This window comes from Allobosea sp. P2_B12 (assembly GCF_056404835.1).
The window spans coordinates 97081-116021 of sequence record NZ_JBFUDG010000008.1 but is presented as its reverse complement, the minus strand read 5'-3'; the positions used below and the strand labels follow the sequence as shown (position 1 = coordinate 116021).

15 protein-coding genes are annotated in these 18941 nt (G+C 67.1%); 2 read left to right on the top strand and 13 right to left on the bottom strand.

All coding sequences use genetic code 11. From position 1 onward, the window contains the following. Positions 1–8: 8 nt before the first annotated feature. The 5 genes from AC1DYU_RS19110 to AC1DYU_RS19090 form a co-directional block, all read right to left on the bottom strand. Positions 9–956, bottom strand: coding sequence for a lysylphosphatidylglycerol synthase domain-containing protein (locus AC1DYU_RS19110; protein ID WP_476792998.1), 948 nt, complete (start codon positions 954–956; stop codon positions 9–11). A gap of 186 nt (positions 957–1142) precedes the next feature. Continuing rightward, entirely contained in the window at positions 1143–1718 is a 576-nt protein-coding gene (locus AC1DYU_RS19105; RefSeq protein WP_476792997.1) for a hypothetical protein, read from the bottom strand. 28 nt (positions 1719–1746) lie between these two features. Next, positions 1747–3561 carry an ABC transporter ATP-binding protein/permease gene (locus AC1DYU_RS19100; RefSeq protein ID WP_476792996.1) on the bottom strand — a complete coding sequence of 605 codons (1815 nt, stop codon included), beginning with the start codon at positions 3559–3561 and terminating at the stop codon, positions 1747–1749. A 112-nt stretch (positions 3562–3673) separates the two neighbouring features. Continuing rightward, positions 3674–5959 (bottom strand): NADP-dependent malic enzyme, encoded by a 2286-nt coding sequence (locus AC1DYU_RS19095; protein ID WP_158484876.1) that lies wholly within the window; start codon positions 5957–5959, stop codon positions 3674–3676. Between the two features lie 125 nt (positions 5960–6084). After that, the gene (locus AC1DYU_RS19090; RefSeq protein ID WP_476792995.1) at positions 6085–7956 is read right to left on the bottom strand and encodes a methyl-accepting chemotaxis protein; all 1872 of its coding nucleotides are present in this window, start codon (positions 7954–7956) and stop codon (positions 6085–6087) included. A gap of 151 nt (positions 7957–8107) precedes the next feature. Here AC1DYU_RS19090 and mutS point away from each other — a divergent pair, with 151 nt between their 5' ends. Beyond that, positions 8108–10852 (top strand): DNA mismatch repair protein MutS, encoded by a 2745-nt coding sequence (mutS, locus tag AC1DYU_RS19085; protein WP_476792994.1) that lies wholly within the window; start codon positions 8108–8110, stop codon positions 10850–10852. 3 nt (positions 10853–10855) lie between these two features. On the opposite strand, the gene AC1DYU_RS19080 is transcribed toward mutS, so the two are convergent. The 5 genes from AC1DYU_RS19080 to AC1DYU_RS19060 form a co-directional block, all read right to left on the bottom strand. After that, positions 10856–11143 (bottom strand): type II toxin-antitoxin system RelE/ParE family toxin, encoded by a 288-nt coding sequence (locus tag AC1DYU_RS19080; protein ID WP_476792993.1) that lies wholly within the window; start codon positions 11141–11143, stop codon positions 10856–10858. After that, positions 11133–11390: a type II toxin-antitoxin system ParD family antitoxin gene (locus AC1DYU_RS19075; protein ID WP_158484880.1), complete on the bottom strand. Its 258-nt coding sequence runs from the start codon at positions 11388–11390 to the stop codon at positions 11133–11135. The genes AC1DYU_RS19080 and AC1DYU_RS19075 overlap by 11 nt, the downstream gene beginning before the upstream one ends. Before the next feature lie 54 nt (positions 11391–11444). Beyond that, positions 11445–12317 carry a C40 family peptidase gene (locus tag AC1DYU_RS19070; RefSeq protein WP_476792992.1) on the bottom strand — a complete coding sequence of 291 codons (873 nt, stop codon included), beginning with the start codon at positions 12315–12317 and terminating at the stop codon, positions 11445–11447. Between the two features lie 45 nt (positions 12318–12362). Continuing rightward, positions 12363–12716, bottom strand: coding sequence for a MarR family transcriptional regulator (locus AC1DYU_RS19065; protein ID WP_158484882.1), 354 nt, complete (start codon positions 12714–12716; stop codon positions 12363–12365). Between the two features lie 81 nt (positions 12717–12797). Beyond that, positions 12798–14183 (bottom strand): leucyl aminopeptidase family protein, encoded by a 1386-nt coding sequence (locus AC1DYU_RS19060; RefSeq protein WP_476793072.1) that lies wholly within the window; start codon positions 14181–14183, stop codon positions 12798–12800. Between the two features lie 127 nt (positions 14184–14310). Between AC1DYU_RS19060 and AC1DYU_RS19055 the strand changes: the two genes are divergently transcribed. Next, a complete protein-coding gene (locus AC1DYU_RS19055) occupies positions 14311–15204 on the top strand; it encodes a tetratricopeptide repeat protein (RefSeq protein WP_476792991.1) in 894 nt (297 codons plus the stop codon). A gap of 230 nt (positions 15205–15434) precedes the next feature. Here the strand turns inward: AC1DYU_RS19055 and AC1DYU_RS19050 are convergent, their stop codons facing one another. The 3 genes from AC1DYU_RS19050 to AC1DYU_RS19040 are packed head-to-tail and all read right to left on the bottom strand — an operon-like array spanning position 15435 to position 18879. After that, positions 15435–16412 carry a type II secretion system F family protein gene (locus AC1DYU_RS19050; protein ID WP_158484883.1) on the bottom strand — a complete coding sequence of 326 codons (978 nt, stop codon included), beginning with the start codon at positions 16410–16412 and terminating at the stop codon, positions 15435–15437. Between the two features lie 10 nt (positions 16413–16422). Next, positions 16423–17400, bottom strand: a complete 978-nt coding sequence (locus AC1DYU_RS19045) for a type II secretion system F family protein (protein ID WP_476792990.1) — start codon at positions 17398–17400, stop codon at positions 16423–16425. Positions 17401–17427: 27 nt separating this feature from the next. After that, positions 17428–18879, bottom strand: a complete 1452-nt coding sequence (locus AC1DYU_RS19040) for a TadA family conjugal transfer-associated ATPase (protein WP_158484885.1) — start codon at positions 18877–18879, stop codon at positions 17428–17430. Positions 18880–18941 lie beyond the last annotated feature (62 nt).

Genomic DNA, 18941 nt, shown 5'->3' with positions numbered 1-18941 from the left:
CGGCGCCTTCAGATCTCGTGCCGCCTGATCCGCCGAACCATTTCGTTCAGTGCCAGCAGCACCAGCGCGAGGATGAAGGGCAGAATGTAGTAGACGATCCGGAAGATCAGCAGCGAGCCGAGCACATGCTCGAAGGGCAGGCGGCTCAGCGCCACCAGCATCGTCGCCTCGAAGACGCCGAGCCCGCCGGGCGCATGGCTGGCAATGCCGACGAGGCAGGCGAAGACATAGACGGCAAGGAAGCTCGGATAGTCGATGCCATGCCCGCCCGGCAGCAGCACGAACAGCACCGCCGCCGCCGCGCAGACCTCGGCCGCGCCGAGGAACATCTGGCCCAGCGTGATGCCGAGACCCGGTAGCGGCAGGTTCCAGCCGCGCACGCGGATGGTGCGCTCGCCGGTGGCGATCCATGCGAGGTAGCCGAGCGTGCCGAGCGCAACCGCCGCGCCGACGCCCTGCACGACCAGCGGCGAGGTGCGCGCCAGCACGGCCACGGATTGCGTCGCATAGAACAGGCAGGCGCAGAGGATGGCGCCCAGGCCGAGCCAGAAGGTCAGTCCGGCGATGACGGTCAGGCTCGCGACCTCGGAGGCACGCACGCCCTTGGGCGAATAGATCCAGTAGCGCACGGTGCCGCCGGTCACGATCGGGAAGCCGAGCGTGAAGGAGACCGAATAGCTGGTGAAGGAGGCGAGCGCCGTCGTCCGGTAGGGGATCGACAGGCCGAGCCGCTTAAGCGCCAGCGCGTCATAGCCGGTGAGCAGCAGATAGCTCAGCGCGGTGAAGCCGCAGGCCAGCCCGAGCTGGCGCAGACTGGCATTGGCGAAGGCGCCGGCAAGCTCACCCGGCTCGATTTCCCGGATGATGTACCAGAGCACCACCAACGAGGCGCTGAAGATCACGATGCTGGCGAGCGGCCCGAGCCACCACCAGCGGCTGCGCCTGCGCGGAGGCATTCCTGGCTCTGGCTGGCCGAACGACATACGCACTCATGTTCGGTTTCGCGCAGGAGGCGGTTGCCAGCGGCGCCGATTGCGGGCGGGAGGGGCGGGCAAGCCCCGCCGCAGACATAGCGCCTCGGTCGCAATGCACAAGGCGGCACGACGCGACGAATATGCGCCATGCGCTGGTGGAGTGCGGGCTCAGCCCGTCTTCCTGAACACTCGCAGCGTCTTGAAGCTGGCGACCTCGTCGACCCGCGCCGTCGCGGCCCAGTCGGCGATGATCGGCTCGGCCGTCGCATAGGCGAAGGAGCCGGTATAGAACAGCAGGTAGCCGCCGATATCGGTCTGAGCCGTGAAGAGGTCGATCACCTCGCGGTCGGTCAGCGCGCCATAGGCGTCGTTCGCCTCGGTCCGGAACTCGCAGGCGTGGAACAGGGTGACGATGTCGAAGCGCGGCAGAAGCTTGGCGTTGCTGGTGTAGATGTCGCCGAAATAGGCGCTGTAGGTCTTGGTGATCGTCGGGTTGCCAGTCGCGAGCTTGACGAAGGCGTCGTATTCCTTCGGCGAGGCGGTGATGCCGAGCACGGTGCAGTCGAGCTCCGGTTCGGCACAGCGGATGCCGACATAATGGTGGCCGCCGGTGCCGAAATGGTAGACGCGCTTGCCCGAAAGGCCCTCCTCCTCCAGCCATTCGACGAAATGCACGTCGCAGGGGCATTGCTCGACGCGCAGGCCCCAGTAGACGTCCCAGATGTTCATCGTCGCGGCGGTCATGGCTGTTGGCTCCTTGAAATGGCGATGATCATTCGGCGGGCCCGATTTGGACAGGTAGCGCTGCGGGCAGGGCGGACTGGTCCGAGCCGGCATGGCGCGGCGCCATGCGCACGACACCGCCGGCGCGCTTCAGCAGCAGGCGATGGGTTGCGGCCTCCGCGAAACCGGCGCCCTGGCCGAAGGCGACGATGATCGCATCTGGCCGTGCGGCGCGCAGTTCGGCCAGGAGTTCGAGGGCGGCATCGGTGTCGAAGGCGCTCGTCGCCTCGTCGAGCAACACGACATCCGGCTTTTCGAGTTCGGCACGGGCCAGAGCGAGGCGCTGGCGGTCGCCGGTCGCCAGCTCCTTGTCCCAGTCGCGGCTCTCGTCGAGCAGCGGCGCCAGACCCGAAAGGCCGTAGCGACGCAGAGCGCCCTCGATCTGCTCCTGCGGCACCGCCCTGCCCGTGTCGAGAAGCGCACGCAGGCTGCCTTCGGACAGATGCAGCTTCTGCGGCACCGCCGTCACGAAGGCGCCGGGCGGCAGCCGGATCGCGCCCCGGCCCCAGGGCCACAGCCCCGCCACCGCCTGGATCAGCGCGGCCTTGCCGAGGCCGAGTTCGCCGGAGACGTGCAGCGTCGCCCCCGGCGGCAGGGAATAGGTGATATCCGCGACCAGCGTGCGCCCATCGCGGTCGATCAGGGTGATGTCGTCGAGATGGAGCAGGCCGTCGCGGCTTGGCGAGACCGTCAGATGCTCTCCCGGAGGTTCGCCATCGACGCGTTCAAGCGCATCGGCAAGCTCGTTGACGCGCCGCGCCGCCGCCAGCCATTCGGCGATGCGCATGAAGTTGTCGAGCACCCAGTTGAAGGCGTTCTGCACGGCGACGAAAGCCGCCGCGACCTGGACGACGCCGCCGAGCGACATCTCGCCGGAGAGATATTTCGGCGCGGCCAGCAAGAGCGGCACCACCGGCACCAGTGCACCCGAGCCATTGGTGATCCAGGTGAGGCGGCCGCGCTGGCGGATCATCGCGAGCCAGCGCCCGACCAGGCTGTCATAGGTTTGCGCCACGGCGCGGCGCTCGCCGGCCTCGGTGCGGGCGAGCGCGATCGTCTCGCCATGATCGCGGATACGCATCAGCGAGAAGCGCAGGCGCGCCTCGCCCTCATTGCGGGCGGCGATGAGGCTCGGCAGGCGCCTGCCGACGAAGGTGACGAGCAGTGAGACGAGCACCGCATAGACGATCGCGGCCAGCACGAGATAGGCGGGAATGACGAAGGCGCCGCCGCCGGTCCCCAGGGTCAGGCCGCCGCCGATCGCCCACAGGATCTCGATGAAGGTGATGATGGTGATGACCGCCGAGAGCAGGCCGATGGCGAAATCGACCACCGGCTCGGTCGCCCAGCGGACATCGTCGGCGATGCGGTATTCGGGGTTGGCGGGCTCGTAGCCGGAGAGGCTGAGCCGGAAGAAGCGGCGCTGACCGACCCAAGCGTCGGCCAGCCTGGCCGTGACCCATTGGCGCCAATGCACCTGAAATGTCTCGCGCGAGACCAGGATGACGACGCCGAGCCCCGCCGCGACCAGCACCAGCACCGGGAAGACCGCCATCGCGATCAGCGCGCTGTCGCTGTCTTTCTTCTCCAGCGCGTCGAAGAACCAGCCATTCCAGCGGTTGATGGTGACGTTGGCGAAGACCGAGAGGATGATCGCCGTCGCCAGCGCCAGCGACCAGAACCAGGCACGGCCGGCACCCGGGCAGCGCCAGAAACCGCCGGTCAGCCTCGCGAATCGCAACGCGACCTGCCGGTCTCCCGGGACAGCCATCATCACGCCCGGCGTCTCGCTGTGCGCCTTCACAACCTTCGTTCATCCCCCGCAGGCCGGTTTTCCGGCTTTGGCGGCAGGCTGAACGGTTCAGAATGAACTCAAAATGAACGGGAAGGCGGCCTTGCCGGTTGGTCCGGCCGCTTCACCCGCCGATATTGAAGGCCGCCAGCGCCGCCATGTTGACGATGTCGGAATCCTTGGCGCCGAGCGGGACGATCTGAACCGGCTTGTCGAGGCCGACGATCAGCGGGCCGATCACGGTCGCGCCGCCAAGTTCCTGCAGCATCTTGGTCGAGATTGAGGCCGAGTGGAACGCCGGCATCACCAGCACATTGGCCGGGCCGCTCAGGCGGCAGAACGGATACTGCGCCATCAGATCGCGGTTGAGCGCGACATCGGCGGCCATCTCCCCGTCATACTCGAAATCGACCCGCTGGCCGTCGAGCAGCTTGACCGCCTCGCGCACCTTCTCGGAGCGCTCGCCGGCCGGGTGGCCGAAGGTCGAGAACGCCAGCATCGCGACCTTGGGCTCATAGCCGAGCCGGCGCGCCACGCCGGCGGCTTCGATCGCGATCTCGGAGAGTTGCTGCGCCGTCGGCATCTCGGTGATCGCGGTGTCGGCGACGAGCACGGTGCGCTCGCGCGACAGCACGATCGAGACGCCGATCAGCCGGTGGCCGGGGCGGTCGTCGATGACGCGGCGGACCTCCTCCAGCGCGATCGAGTAGTTGCGGGTGACGCCGGTGACGAGCGCGTCGGCATCGCCGAGCGCGACCATGGCAGCCGCGAAGTGGTTGCGGTCCTGGTTGATCAGGCGCTGGCAGTCGCGGAAGAGATAGCCGTGCCGCTGCAGCCGCTCGTAGAGGTACTGCGCATAGGCCGAGTTGCGCTTGGAGAGGCGCGCATTCTGGACCTGGATGCCTTTGGCCTCGAGGTCGACGCCGAGCGCGTTGGCCGTCTCGTGGACGCGCTCGTCGCGCCCGACGAGGATGGCATGGCCGAGCCCCTGATTGACGAAGGACACCGCTGCACGGATGACCTGCTCCTCCTCGCCCTCGGCGAAGACGACGCGTTTGGGATAGCGCCGGACGCGCTCGAAGATGCGGTTGAGCGTGCCCGCGATCGGGTCGCGCCGCGCCGAAAGCTGAGCCTTGTAGGCGGCCGTATCGACGATCGGCTTGCCTGCCACCCCGGTCTCCATGGCGGCCTTGGCGACGGCCATCGGCACGACATGGATCAGCCGCGGATCGAAAGGCACCGGGATGATGTATTCGCGGCCATAGCGCGGGCGCGAGCCCTGATAGGCGGCGGCGACCTCGTCGGGCACGTCCTCGCGGGCCAGCATGGCCAGCGCCTCGGCGGCGGCGATCTTCATCTCCATGTTGATCGTGGTGGCGCGGACATCGAGCGCTCCCCGGAAGATGAAGGGGAAGCCCAGCACGTTGTTGACCTGGTTGGGATAATCGGAGCGGCCCGTCGCCATGATGGCGTCGTCGCGCACGGCCGCGACCTCCTCGGGCGTGATCTCGGGATCGGGATTGGCCATCGCGAAGATGATCGGGTTCGGCGCCATCGCGGCGACCATCTCGGGCGTCACGGCACCCTTCTGGGAGAGACCGAAGAAGGCGTCCGCCCCGTCGAGCGCCTGGGCCAGGGTACGCCGGTCGGTGACGGCGGCGTGACCCGACTTCCACTGGTTCATGCCCTCGGTGCGGCCCTGGTAGATCACGCCCTTGGTGTCGCAGAGGATGACGTTGTCGGGCTTGAAGCCCATCGCCTTGAGCAGTTCGGTGCAGGCGATGGACGCAGCGCCGGCGCCGTTGATGACGAGGCGGGTCGATTTGATGTCTCGCCCGGTGATGTCGAGCGCATTGATCAGGCCGGCGGCGGCGATGATCGCCGTGCCGTGCTGGTCGTCATGGAAGACCGGGATGTCCATCAGCTCGCGCAGGCGCTGCTCGATGATGAAGCATTCGGGCGCCTTGATGTCCTCGAGATTGATGCCGCCGAAAGACGGGCCGAGATAGCGCACCGCCTCGATGAACTTGTCGGCATCCTCGGTGTCGATCTCCAGATCGATCGAATCGACGTCGGCGAAGCGCTTGAACAGCACCGCCTTTCCTTCCATCACCGGCTTGGAGGCCAGTGCGCCGAGATTGCCGAGGCCGAGGATCGCCGTGCCGTTGGTGATGACGGCGACGAGGTTGGCGCGCGCGGTATAATCATAAGCCTTGCTGGGATCCTCCGCGATCGCCAGCACAGGCACGGCGACGCCCGGCGAATAGGCGAGCGACAGATCCCGCTGCGTTGCCATCGGCACCGTCGCGACGATCTCGAGCTTGCCCGGACGTCCGTCCGAATGAAACAGCAGCGCTTCCTGGTCGGTGAAGGTCGGGCGGGCGCGCTTGATCGGCGTCTGATCGGTCATGGCATTGTTCTTTTTTGTGAGCGTTTCCTTGAGGAGGCGGACCATAGGCAAGCGCCCGCGCGGCTACAAGCCGCGCGGGTGGGAACCACTCATGCTGATGGGCCGGAATGGCAGCGCGAGCTTGTCTAGAGGCGCTTGCGCACCCCGCCGACGAATTCGCCGACATAGCGATCGAGCGCGGCGGTCTGCTCGTCGACCTTGCGGACGACATCGAGGACGCGCTGGGCCGCATCGCCGGTGAAGGATGCCTCGTGGCCGACCGAACCGACGCTGGCTGTCACGGCGCTGGTGCTGCCCGCGACCGCCTGAGCATCGGTCGTGATCGTCGAGGCGATGTCGGCCTGCCGGCTGACGACGTCGGCGATGGCGCCCGAGGTCCGCTCGATCGTCGTCATCGTACCCTCGATATGGACGACGGCATCGGTCGCCGCCGCCGCCGCACGCCGGATCTCCTCCAGTGTCGCCGCGATGTCGCGGGTCGCCTTCTGGGTTTGTTCGGCCAGGTTCTTGACCTCGCCGGCCACGACCGCGAAGCCGCGTCCCGCCGCTCCGGCGCGCGCGGCCTCGATTGTCGCGTTGAGCGCCAGCAGGTTGGTGCGCGAGGCGATATCCTCGATGAAGTCGAGCACGGAGCTGACCTTGTCCGCGGCCGCGCCGAGGCCGGCGACGTCCCTTCGGGTGGAGCGGACATAACTCGCCGCATCGCGCACGGTCTGATCGGCATGGGCCGTCTGGCGCGTCAGTTCGCGGATCGAGGCCTCGATTTCCTCTGCCGCGACCGCGACGCTGCCGACACGCCGTGAGGCGCCTTCCGCCTCGCGGGTGACCTCGCCGGCGCGCAGAGCCGTGTTGTTGGCGCTGCCCACCATTTCGTTGGCTGCCTGGTGCATGCTGCGAACCGAGGAAGCCACCTCCTGAAGCGCCTGGCCGACCGTGACCTCCAGCTGCACGGCGAGGCCCTCGAGCGCTGCCTTGCGTTCCTCGTCGAATTCCCGCCGCCTCTGTTCGAGTGTTCGCTCCGCCGTGACATCGGTCATGATTCCGTCCCAGCAGATCGAGCCATCAGCCAGGCGGCGCGGCGCGGCGTCGGTCCTCAGCCAGACCATCGAGCCGTCGTCCTTGCGGTGACGCCCCTCGAAGCGCCACGGCTTGAGGCTTCTTTCGGCGGCGGCCTGGGCATTGGCCTTCGCCAGGAATTCCCGGTCCTCGGGCACCAGCCATCGCAGCCAGCTGTCAGGGTCCCGCTCGACTTCCGCGCGCGTGATGTCGAGGAACTGCTCGATCTTGGAATTGGCCAGCTTGTGCTGGATCGTGCCGTCCGGCCTCAGGATCTTCTGGTAGAGGACGCCCGGCATATTGGCGGTGCAGGCCTCGAGGCGCAGCAGCGCCTCGATGCGCTGCTGGTCGCTCCTGATGATGTAGCCGATCAGAATGGCGCCCAGCACATTGACCACCGTGGCCCTAGGCCCGGATATCGTCACGATCAGGCCCCAGGCGCGCGGGAACGAGACGTAGGCCAGAATCATCGCGACCGGCATCCAGGCTGCGACCAGGCTGAGGGCGACAAGCCCACCCAGCGACATGGTGCGTCTCAGACGCTGAAGCCAGATCGCATAAGCCAACCCGATGAGCGAGCACAGCATGAGGCCGATGACGCCGGCCTCGGCTCCCGATCCCCCGAGATGGATCCGCACGGCCGACAGGCCGATCGCCGCGATGCCAGCTGCGATCGGGCCGCCCAGCGGACCGGCGAGAACTGCGGCGATGTTGCGGAAATCGAGCAGGATGCCGGGCTCGACGATAATCGGATCAAGCATGCTGGCGCATCCGCCCGCTGCAAAGATGATCCCGATGACGACCTGCCGCAGCCTGTGATATTCGCCAAGCCGCTGCGTCGCGACCGGCACGAGCACCGCAGCGACGATCAGGTAACCAAGACCTCTGGTGAGTTCCAGTAGCATATGGGCTTGCCCGCTGCGGCCGAGGACGGCGTCCATTCATCATCTACGTCATTTGCAGCTAACGAATGCTGAACCGTGTTGCACCGCCGGCACGTGCCGCGCGCATCCACATCAAAAAGCCGTCAGGCGCGTGTGCTCCGGGCTCCGCGGTTTCCAAGCCGGAGCCGAAACGCTAGCGTCGCGCGCCATGCATAGCGTCAGCCAAACTCTTCACGAGCGGGTCGATCCGCCCGCCCCTCCCGTCGTCGCTGCCAGGGACGATGCCGCCCGGGTCACGCCGATGATGGCGCAATATGTCGAGATCAAAGCCGCCAATCCCGACTGCCTGCTGTTCTACCGGATGGGCGATTTCTACGAATTATTCTTCACCGATGCCGAGATCGCCTCGCGCACGCTGGGAATCGTGCTGACCAAGCGCGGCAAGCATCAGGGCGACGACATCCCGATGTGCGGCGTGCCGGTCGACCGCGCCGACGACTATCTGCAGCGGCTGATCGCGGCCGGCCACCGCGTCGCGGTCTGCGAGCAGATCGAGGATCCGGCCGAGGCCAAGAAGCGTGGGCCGAAATCCGTGGTGCGGCGCGACGTGGTGCGTCTCGTCACGCCTGGCACGATCACAGAGGAGCGCCTGCTTGAGCCTGGCCGCGCGAGCCTGCTCGTGGCGGTGGCGCGGCGCAAGCTCGGCGATGCCAGCGCACTCTACGGCATCGCCGCGATCGACATCTCGACCGGTCGCTTTAGCGTGATGGAGGCGCCGCAGGAGCGGCTCGCGATCGAATTCGCCCGCCTCGAACCGCGCGAGATCGTCTGCCCCGACGCGATCCACGACGATCCGGATATGAAGGAGTTCTGGCGCGATATCGGCGTGCCAGTGACGCCGCTGGCACGCGAGGGGCTCGATGCGGCCTCGGCCGAGCGCCGGCTGAAGGAGTTCTTCGGCGTCGCCACGCTCGACGCCTTCGGCAGCTTCAGCCGGGCCGAGGTGGCGGCGGCTGGAGCTGCGTTGGCCTATGTCGCGCGCACGCAGTTCGGCGCCCGCCCGCCGCTGTCGCCGCCGGTGCGCGATGCCGGCTCCGACACCATGCTGATCGACGCAGCGACGCGCGCGAATCTCGAACTGACCCGGACGCTGTCGGGCGAGCGCGGCGGCAGCCTGCTCGCTGCGATCGACCGCACCGTGACGCCTGGCGGCGCGCGCCTACTCGCCGAACGCTTGGCCGGCCCGCTGACGAGCCCGGGGGCTATCGCCGAGCGCCACGACGCGGTCGAGGCTCTCGTTGCCGACAACGCGCTACGCGAGGATCTGCAGGCGGCGCTCGCCAGGGTGCCTGACATCGCGCGTGCGCTGGCGCGTCTCTCTCTCGATCGCGGCGGCCCACGCGATCTCGCCGCGCTGGGGGCGGGCTTGAGCGCGGCGCGCGCCATCGTCGGCATGCTGCTCGGCCGCGCCGCACTGCCTGCCGAACTGTCCAAGGCGTCGCGCGCCCTGTCGCAGATCGACCCCGACCTGCCGGCGCGGCTGGAGGCGATGCTCGCCGAGGAGCTGCCGCTGAACCGCCGCGACGGGCGCTTCGTGCGCGAAGGTCACGATGAAGCGCTCGACGAATTGCGGCTGCTGCAGGTCGATTCCCGCAAGGTCATCGCGCAATTGCAGGCGCGCTATGCTGCCGACACCGGCTGCCGCACGCTGCGGATCAAGCACAACTCGATGCTCGGCTATTTCGTCGAGGTGCCCCAGGCCGTCGGCGAGGATTTCCTGAAGGAGCCCTGGCGGGCGACCTTCGTGCATCGCCAGACGATGTCGGACGCGATGCGCTTCTCCTCGGTCGAACTGGGCGGTCTCGAGGCCAAGATCGCCTCGGCCGCCGACCGCGCGCTCAAGCTCGAACTCGGCATTTTCGCGGCGCTGACCGAGGAGGTTCTCTGCCACGCCGAACCGATCAAGCAGGCTGCGGCGGCATTGGCCGAGATCGACGTCGCGGCGGGATTGGCGGAACTGGCCAGCCGCGAAGGCTGGAGCCGGCCCGTCATCGACGACAGCGCAGCCTTCACCATCAAGGGGGCGCGCCATGCCGTCGTCGAGGCCGCGCTGAAGCGGGACGGCAAGCCCTTCGTCGCCAACGACACCGAGCTGTCACCGCCCGGAACCGGTGGCAAGGGTGGCCGCATTTGCCTGATCACCGGTCCCAACATGGCCGGTAAATCGACCTTCCTGCGTCAGAACGCGCTGATCGCGGTGCTGGCGCAGATGGGTGCTTTCGTGCCGGCGACGAGCGCCCATATCGGCATCGTCGACCGGCTGTTCTCGCGGGTGGGCGCCGCCGACGATCTGGCGCGCGGGCGCTCGACCTTCATGGTCGAGATGGTCGAGACGGCGGCGATCCTGAACCAGGCCGGCCCGCGCGCGCTCGTCATCCTCGACGAGATCGGGCGCGGCACCGCGACCTTCGACGGACTCTCGATCGCCTGGGCCGCGATCGAGCATCTGCATGAGGTCAATCGCTGCCGGGGCCTGTTCGCGACGCATTATCACGAGTTGACGGCGCTGGGGGACCGGCTTGACCGTGTTACCAATGCGACGGTGCGCGTCACCGAATGGAACGGCGAGGTCGTCTTCCTGCACGAGGTCGTGCCGGGCGCCGCCGACCGGTCCTACGGCATCCAGGTCGCCAAGCTCGCCGGCTTGCCGCCGGCCGTGGTCGAGCGCGCCCGCACCATCCTGAGCGAGTTGGAGAAGAGCGAGCGCGAGAAGCCCGTCGCCTCGCTGGTCGACGACCTGCCGCTGTTTGCGGCGCCGCTCAGGCGTTCAGCACCCGTGCCCGCCGTGCCGGCGGAGGATCCGCTGCGCCTGGCGCTCGATGGGCTCGACCTCGACGAGATGACGCCGCGCGAGGCGCTGGAGGCGTTGTACCGGCTGAAGGGGCTGGGGTGAGGCTCAAAGCGCTCGCTGCCAGTCGCGGCGGCGGTGAAAAATGCGCAGGACCAGGATGTCGTCGTCCTCGATCTCGTACACGACCAGATGACTGCCATGGGGATGAGCGCGGACGGGCTTTGAAATTTCGCTTCGTTCCGGCGCCATCGCTGGGTTTGCGGCTAGCAATTCGAGGCAGGCATCGAGAGCGTCGCTGTAACGCTCCGCCTGGGTGGTGCCGAATTGGAGAGCACCTCGAACATAGATGTCCTCGAGGTCCCGTTCCGCCTCTTGCGTCAGCCTAAGCGCCATCGGCGCCCGCCTCTCGGGCGCGCTCACGTGCCGCCTGGCGAATCTCGTCCAGGGTACGCGTACCGATGCCGCTGGCGCGGCCTTCATCAACCAGCCGCTGGAACTCCGCGATTTTTTCCTGCCGTTCCTGATCCCTGCGGATCAGGTCGCGGACATAGTCGCTGGCATTGCCATAACGGCCGCCATTGGCCTGCGTCTCGACCCAGGCTTTCATCTGGTCGGGCAGGGAAACGTTCATCGTCGCCATGTCGGCCTCCTGTCGCGGCAGGATAGCATTTTGGCAATCTTTGCCAAGATTATTTCAGCCGATCCGGCGGATGCTCGTGATCGCGCCGAAGCTCTTCGCCTGGATCCGGTCGCGGGCGCTGCGCAGCGGTTCGCTCATCACCGTCATCGAATAGGCGGTGGCGTGGAGCAGCGTGTCGGGGCCGGTCAGGATGCCGACATGGCCCTTCCAGAAGACCAGATCGCCACGCTGCAATCCCTGAAGGCCGTCGTCGAAGGTGACCAGCTCACCGATGCCGTTCTCCAGCATGTCCGAATCGCGCGGCGAGGCGATGCCGGCTGCGGCAAGCGCAAGCTGCGTCAGGCCCGAGCAGTCGAGCCCAAGGCTGGTCTTGCCGCCCCAGAGATAGGGCACGTTGAGGAACCGTTCCGCGACGGTGACGAAATCGGGCTCGGGCGCGTCGAGAGACGCCACATGAGCAGCGAAGACATAGCCGCTCGCGAACCGGCCAAACTCGGAGAGTACGACGAAATCGCCGGCTTCGCCCGCCACGCTGAGGCCCGCGCCGAGCGAGAGCGCGGCCAGTGGCGGCAGCTTCATCGAGGGGCCGGGATAGACGAAGGTCCGCAACGCGCTGACGCGATGCGTCGGGGCGAGCGCATCGCCACGCAGGGCATCGTCGGGGAGATAGCCGACATAGCCGTCGCTGCGGAGTTGAACCCAGGCCCAGCCCTCGAAGCTCTCATAAACATCGACGAGTTCGCCGCAGAGCGCCTCCGTGTCGAGAGGTGCATCCGGGCGCGGCTCGCGGCGCAGCGGCGCGGATGGCGCTACGACGCGCATCGGCATGGGATCGGCAAAGGCCCGCGCCTCGACCTGTCCGATCAGGTGGCGGGCGGCGAGATCGGGGCGGGCCGGCGTGATGCGGCGGTCGAGAATCGCAGTCATGGCAGCAATCTAGCCTCGCGGTGAGGATGCTGGAAATGGGTTGCATCAGCTTCCGCCCATTTCCCTGGCGCGCTCGACCACGAGATCGGCCAGGCGCTCGACGGCGAGCGCGCCGGCGACGGTGCGCTGGATCACGACGTTGCGGCGGTCGAAATCGTCGCGCTTGCGGGTGACCAGGCCAAGCTTGCCCATGGTGTCGAGCGCGCGGGTGATGACCGGCTTGGTGACGCCGAGCTGGGCTGCGAGGCCGCGCACCGTATGGGGTGGCAGCTCCAGATAAATCGTCAGCAGGATCGCGGTCTGTCGCGCAGAGAGATCGGAATCGCCATCCCGCACCAGATCGAGATGGACCTGCCGCCACAGCCTGAGCGCCTGAGAGGGCCTGATCTCCAATGGCATGCGAGTCTGCGGTCCCGATCGTTACGGACCCGTATCATTATCCCGCAAGCGCGAAGGCGCAATCGGGTTCTCGCGGCAGGCTTAACCGGCGGGGTAAAGCTGCTTCACGAGCGCGTAAGTCAGCCTCGCCGCCTGGCATTCGCCGCCCTCGGGCCGGCCGGGCTTGCCCGAAGGATTCCAGGCGTAGATGTCGAAATGAGCATAGGAGGCGGTCTTCTCGACGAATCGGTTCAGGAACAGCGCCGCCGTCACCGAGCCGGCGAAGCTGCCGCCGGAGACATGGTTGAGATCGGCGATCCGCGAGTCGAGCATCCGCTCGTAGTTCGGCCAGAGCGGCATGCGCCAGACAGGGTCGTTGACCGCCTCGCCCAGCCTGCCGATCTCGGCTGCCAGCCCCTCGTCATGGGTGTAGAAGGGCGGCAACTCCGGCCCCAGCGCGGTGCGGGCGGCTCCCGTCAGCGTGGCGTAGTCGATCAGCAGTTCCGGCGCCTCCTCATCGGCCAGCGCCAGAGCGTCGGCCAGGATCAGACGACCCTCGGCATCGGTGTTGCCGATCTCGACGGACAGCCCCTTGCGGCTGGCCAGCACATCGCCCGGCCGGAACGAGGACCCCGAGACGGCATTCTCCACGGCCGGCACGAGCAGCCGCAGCCGCACCGGCAGCTTGCCCAGCATGATCATGCGCGCCGCCGCGATCGCCGCAGCCGCCCCGCCCATATCCTTCTTCATCAGCAGCATGCCGGCCGAGGGCTTGAGATCGAGCCCGCCGGTGTCGAAGGCGACGCCCTTGCCGACCAGCGTGATCTTCGGATGGGCCGGATCGCCCCAGACCAGATCAATCAGCCGCGGGGCGCGCGGCGAGGCGCGGCCGACGGCGTGGATCATCGGAAAGTTGCGAGCCAACAGATCATCGCCGACGATCGCGGTCGCCGTGGCCCCGCATTCGGCGGCGAGAGTGCGGATCGCCGCCTCGATCTCGGCCGGCCCCATGTCGTTGGCCGGCGTGTTGACGAGATCGCGCGCGAGCCCGACCGATTGCGCGACCCGCGTCAGATCTTCGCCGTCTACACCCTCAGGCAACACGAGCCTTGCGGCAGCAGGAGCGGGCTTGCGGTAGCGCTCGAAGCGATAGCCCTGGAGCAGCCAGCCGAGCGCGGCGAGGCCGGGATCGCCGATTTCCCCAGCCAGCGCATAGTCGCCAGCAGGCAGCAAAGCGGCAAGCCGACCTGGCGCGAACGGGTCGCGGCGGCGTGCATCGGGCGCCTCGACCCCGAGCAGAACAGCTGTGATGGCGCCCGTCTCGCCCGGCAGGAGGAGATGCTGGCCCACGGAGGCCGAAAACCCCTGTGCCTCCGCAAAGCGCCGCGCGAGCGGAGCAAGCCCCGCCAGCAGACCCGCAAGCCCCGTCTTCGATACGCAATGGACGGGAATGGCGGCTGATGCCTGCGGAGACGAGGCTTGAACGATGAGGCTGTGCACGAGCGTCGGATACCTGGTCGGGAGGGTGCGGCCGGAGCCGGTTAAGGATGCGTTAGGGTTAACGTTTTATCACCGGAGCAACCAGATCTTCCATCGTGGCGAGGCGATGCGACCCATGTCTTCCAGTCATCCAGCTCTTTCGTCAGCACTCGCGCCAGCGCCCGCGCCCCGCTCGCGCCGGCTGTCGCGCGCGGCGCTGGGCCTTGCCGTCGGCCTCGCCGCCCTGGCGCTGGCCGGCTGCCAGGGCCGCGGCGGGGTCGGCGACATCACCGGCTCGATCGGCAAGAGCACGGCGCAGCCGCGCAGCCCAGCCGACTGGCATGCCGAGAGCGAACGTTGGGGCAAGCGCTACGACGCCAATCCGAAGGATCGCGACGCCGCCTTCTACTATGCCCGCGCGCTGCGTGCGCTCGACCAGAACGCCCAGACGCTGGCCGTTCTCCAGAACGCCGTGCTGACCCATTCCAACGATCGCGAGATGCTCGGCGCCTATGGCCGCTCGCTCGCCGACAACGGCCGGCTCAGGGAGGCCGACGAGGTGCTCTCGCGAGCGCATTCGCCGGAGCGGCCGGATTGGCGCATCTTGTCGGCGCAAGGCACCGTGGCCGACCAGCTCGGCGAGCATGCCCGGGCCCAGCAGATCTACCAGGCGGCGCTCAAGATCGCGCCGAACGAGCCGACCGTGCTCTCCAATCTCGGCCTGTCGCTGGCCCTCTCCAGGCAGTTGCCAGAAGCCGAGCGCGTGCTGCGCGAAGCGGCCGCTGCCGGCGGCGGCGATCCGCGCGTGCGCCAGAATCTCGTGCTGGTTCTCGGCCTGCAGGGCCGCTTCACTGAAGCCGAGACGCTGGCGAAGCAGGTCCAGAGCCCGGCAGAGGCTGCGGCCACGATCGCCTATCTCAAGCGCAGCGTCAGCCAGCAGAACAGCTGGGATATGCTCAAGACCGGCGGACCGAAGGGCAAGCCCAAGCCCCATGCCAGCGCGCCGGTCGCAGCCGCGCCGCAGGGCTGAGCCAGAGCGTCCGGCACAAATAGGCGTCCAGGCGACCTGTCCGGACCTTGAGAGCCCAAATGGCTCTCAAACCACCGCGCAATTCTGGCTCTTGCAAGGACCTTCGCCCCAAGGAGGCGAGAGCGATCTATGCTTGGCAGGATCGAGAACCGGAGGTTTTCCCGTCGCACGAGCATCAAGCGGCAGGTGAGCATCGATCCGCAGGAGCTATCGCGACGGCAGCAGGCCGCTCACTCCAGCTTCATCACCTGGATCACGGCCGGCATCATGATGACGACGAACAGCACCGGCAGGAAGAACAGAATCATCGGCACTGTGAGCTTCGGGGGCAGGGAGGCGGCCTTCTTCTCGGCCGCCATCATGCGCTGGTCGCGGCTTTCCTGCGATAGCGTCCGCAGCGCGGTTCCCAGCGGCGTACCATAACGCTCCGCCTGAATCAGCGCGGTCGATACCGATTTGACGCCTTCGAGCCCGGTGCGGGCCGCAAGATTCTCATAAGCCTGCCGACGCTCGGAAAGATAGGACAGCTCGGCCGTGCAGAGCGCGAACTCCTCGGCGAGCGACACCGACTGGCCGCCGATCTCGGTCGAGACCTTGCGGAAGGCGTGCTCGATCGACATGCCGGATTCGACGCAGATGAGCAGGAGGTCGAGGGCGTCGGGAAAGGCCATCCGCATCGAGGTCTGACGCTTGCCGATCTGGTTCGACAGGAAGAGCTCCGGTGCCTTGATTCCGAGATAGGCGGCCCCCACCGTTATTCCGATCCGGACGATCGTCGAGTAGCCGAAATCGTTGATCACGAAAAGATAGAGCAGGGCGAACAGGAAGAGGCCGATCGGCATCACCAAGCGGAAGAAGAGGAACGCCACCTCGGCCTGCTGACCGCGATAGCCGGCCATGGCGAGCTGCTTCTTGGCCGTTTCCGTTCCAAGCCAGTCGCCCAGCTTGAGCTGGTGGACGATGCGCCGCATGAACTCTTTCGGTTCCTGGCGCAGCGAGACCCGGTCGCTCTGGCGGTTCAGGCGTTCGCGTTCGCGGGCGCGGATTTTCTCGCGCTCCGTGGCGACGCTTTTCATACGCTTCTGGAGGCTCGACCCCTCCGTCAGCGGAATGGCGATGGTGAGAACCGTCGCTGCGGCGGCGACCGCGACGAGCAACGCCAGGAGGAATTGGCCGTCGACAGCTTTTTCCGCGATCAGGGAAATCATCGGCGCCGCCTCAGATGTTGAAGTTGATCATCTTGCGCATGACCAGGACGCCCATCAGCATCCAGATGGCGCAGCCGACGAGCGCGAATTTGCCTGCCTGCGTCAGCCACAGCAGCTCAATGTAGCGAGGGCTCGTCAGATAGACCATGCCGGCCACGGACGGCGGCAGGCAGGCAATGATACCCGCCGATGCCTTGGCTTCCATCGAGACGGCGTTGATCTTGTCGCGCATCTTGCGGCGGTCGCGAATGACGCGCGACAGGTTTCCGAGCGTCTCGGCCAGATTGCCGCCGGTCTTCTGCTGAATCGCCAGCACGATGCCGAAGAAATTCGATTCCGGGCAGGGCATGCGCTCATAGAGCTTTGCGACGGCGTCAGTGAGCGACAGTCCAAGCGCCTGGCTCTCGATGATCAACCGGAATTCGGTTTTCACCGGCTCGACCGCCTCGGTCGCGACGATGCGCAGGCAATCGTTCAGCGGCAGGCCGGCCTTGATGCCACGCGTGATGACGTCGATCGCATTGGGAAATTCGTTGCCGAATTTTTTGAGCCGACCGGTCCGGCAACGTTGCAGGAACCAGGCAGGTATGCCCAGCCCGCCGACGAACAGGCCCACCAGCGCGAGCACCGTGCTACCGCTCAGCAGGAACAGCACGAATGCCGTGCCGACCGACATGCCGGCACTGATCACGTAGAACTTCTTGCGGTTCCAGTTCAGCCCGGCCTGCAGGATGCGCTGTTCGAGCGTCAGCCTGTTGCGCGCGTTCTCACGGTTCTCGATCTCCTTCAGGCTCTGGGCGATCTGGCCGCGCTTGGCCCGGCTCTGCGCCTCGCGGTCGACGCCTCGGGCGGCCACCGGGCTGGCGAATTCCTTGCGGCGCTTCTCGGCCCGCGCCTGGCCGCTCAGCATCGGATAGAACAGGGCATAGGTGACGCCGCCGGCAGCCAGCGTCGCCAGCACGATAACGGCGATGAAGCTCAGATCCATCGCTGCCGCTCCGCGCGGCCGGTGCGTTCAGGCCGCATCGGCTTCCGCCTCCCCGAGCTCGTCGATCGCGGCGGCGAGCCTCTGCTCCTCGCCATAGTAGCGCGCGCGCTCCCAGAAGCGCGGCCGGCCGATGCCGCTCGAGCGATGGCGTCCGACCAGCTTGCCGTGGGCGTCCTCACCGATGATGTCGTAGTTGACGATGTCCTGCGTGATGATGACCTCGCCTTCCATGCCCATCACCTCGGTGATGTGGGTGATGCGGCGGGAGCCGTCGCGCAGGCGCTGCGCCTGGATGATGACGTCGATCGAGGAGCAGATCATCTCGCGCAGCGTCTTGGAGGGCAGCGAGAATCCGCCCATCGTGATCATGGATTCGATACGGCTGAGGCATTCGCGCGGCGTATTGGCATGAAGCGTGCCCATCGAGCCGTCATGGCCCGTGTTCATCGCCTGCAGCAGGTCGAAGGCCTCGGGTCCGCGCACCTCGCCGACGATGATCCGCTCGGGACGCATGCGCAGGCAGTTCTTGACGAGGTCGCGCATGGTGACCGCGCCGGTGCCCTCGAGATTGGGTGGGCGGGTTTCGAGGCGCACGACATGGGGCTGCTGGAGCTGCAGCTCGGCCGCATCCTCGCAGGTGATGACGCGCTCGTCGAGGTCGATGTAGTTGGTCAGGCAGTTGAGCAGCGTCGTCTTGCCCGAGCCGGTACCGCCGGAGATGACGATATTGCAGCGAACCCGGCCGATGATCTTGAGGATTTCTGCGCCCGCCGGCGAAATCGCGCCGAACTTGACGAGTTGGTCCAGCGTCAGCTTGTCCTTCTTGAACTTGCGGATCGTGAGCGCGGGGCCGTCGATCGCCAGCGGCGGCGCGATTACGTTGACGCGCGAGCCGTCGGCCAGGCGCGCGTCGCAGATCGGCGAACTCTCATCGACGCGGCGGCCAACCTGGCTGACGATGCGCTGGCAGATGTTCATCAGCTGCGCGTTGTCGCGGAAGCGGATGTTGGTCAGCGTGATCTTGCCGCCGACTTCGATGAAGGTGCGGGTGGCGCCGTTCACCATGATATCGGCGATGTCGTCGCGGGCGAGCAGCGGCTCGAGCGGGCCATAGCCCAAAACGTCGTTGCAGATGTCGTCGAGCAATTCCTCCTGCTCGGCGATCGACAGCACGACGTTCTTCAGCGAGATGATCTCGTTGATGATGTCGCGGATTTCCTCGCGGGCCGATTCACCGTCGAGCTTGGCAAGCTGCGACAGGTCGATCGCCTCGATGAGAGCACCGAAGATCATGCTCTTCATCTGGTAATATTCGTCCGAGCGCGGCTGCTCGGCGGGAGCAGCCGGCAGCGGCGCCCGGCGCGTCTCGGCGGCGGCCGGCGGCGGCTCGGGCGGGCGCGCCGGAGCGGCGGCAGCGCCCGGCGTCTTCATGGCCAGGGGCGGTGCGGCAGCTGCGCCGGGGGATCGCTTTCCGAACATCTCAATCCTCTTTCGCAGCCGTCAGCCGCGTAGCCGATTGGTCCGCGCTCACGCGGTCCCAA

Bases quoted from the DNA above. Each gene is read 5' to 3' on its own strand.
- AC1DYU_RS19110 (WP_476792998.1), bottom strand. From the start codon at position 956: ATGCCTCCGCGCAGGCGCAGCCGCTGGTGGTGGCTCGGGCCGCTCGCC.
- AC1DYU_RS19105 (WP_476792997.1), bottom strand. From the start codon at position 1,718: ATGACCGCCGCGACGATGAACATCTGGGACGTCTACTGGGGCCTGCGC.
- AC1DYU_RS19095 (WP_158484876.1), bottom strand. From the start codon at position 5,959: ATGACCGATCAGACGCCGATCAAGCGCGCCCGCCCGACCTTCACCGAC.
- AC1DYU_RS19090 (WP_476792995.1), bottom strand. From the start codon at position 7,956: ATGGACGCCGTCCTCGGCCGCAGCGGGCAAGCCCATATGCTACTGGAA.
- mutS (WP_476792994.1), top strand. From the start codon at position 8,108: ATGCATAGCGTCAGCCAAACTCTTCACGAGCGGGTCGATCCGCCCGCC.
- AC1DYU_RS19080 (WP_476792993.1), bottom strand. From the start codon at position 11,143: ATGGCGCTTAGGCTGACGCAAGAGGCGGAACGGGACCTCGAGGACATC.
- AC1DYU_RS19075 (WP_158484880.1), bottom strand. From the start codon at position 11,390: ATGGCGACGATGAACGTTTCCCTGCCCGACCAGATGAAAGCCTGGGTC.
- AC1DYU_RS19070 (WP_476792992.1), bottom strand. From the start codon at position 12,317: ATGACTGCGATTCTCGACCGCCGCATCACGCCGGCCCGCCCCGATCTC.
- AC1DYU_RS19065 (WP_158484882.1), bottom strand. From the start codon at position 12,716: ATGCCATTGGAGATCAGGCCCTCTCAGGCGCTCAGGCTGTGGCGGCAG.
- AC1DYU_RS19055 (WP_476792991.1), top strand. From the start codon at position 14,311: ATGTCTTCCAGTCATCCAGCTCTTTCGTCAGCACTCGCGCCAGCGCCC.
- AC1DYU_RS19050 (WP_158484883.1), bottom strand. From the start codon at position 16,412: ATGATTTCCCTGATCGCGGAAAAAGCTGTCGACGGCCAATTCCTCCTG.
- AC1DYU_RS19045 (WP_476792990.1), bottom strand. From the start codon at position 17,400: ATGGATCTGAGCTTCATCGCCGTTATCGTGCTGGCGACGCTGGCTGCC.
- AC1DYU_RS19040 (WP_158484885.1), bottom strand. From the start codon at position 18,879: ATGTTCGGAAAGCGATCCCCCGGCGCAGCTGCCGCACCGCCCCTGGCC.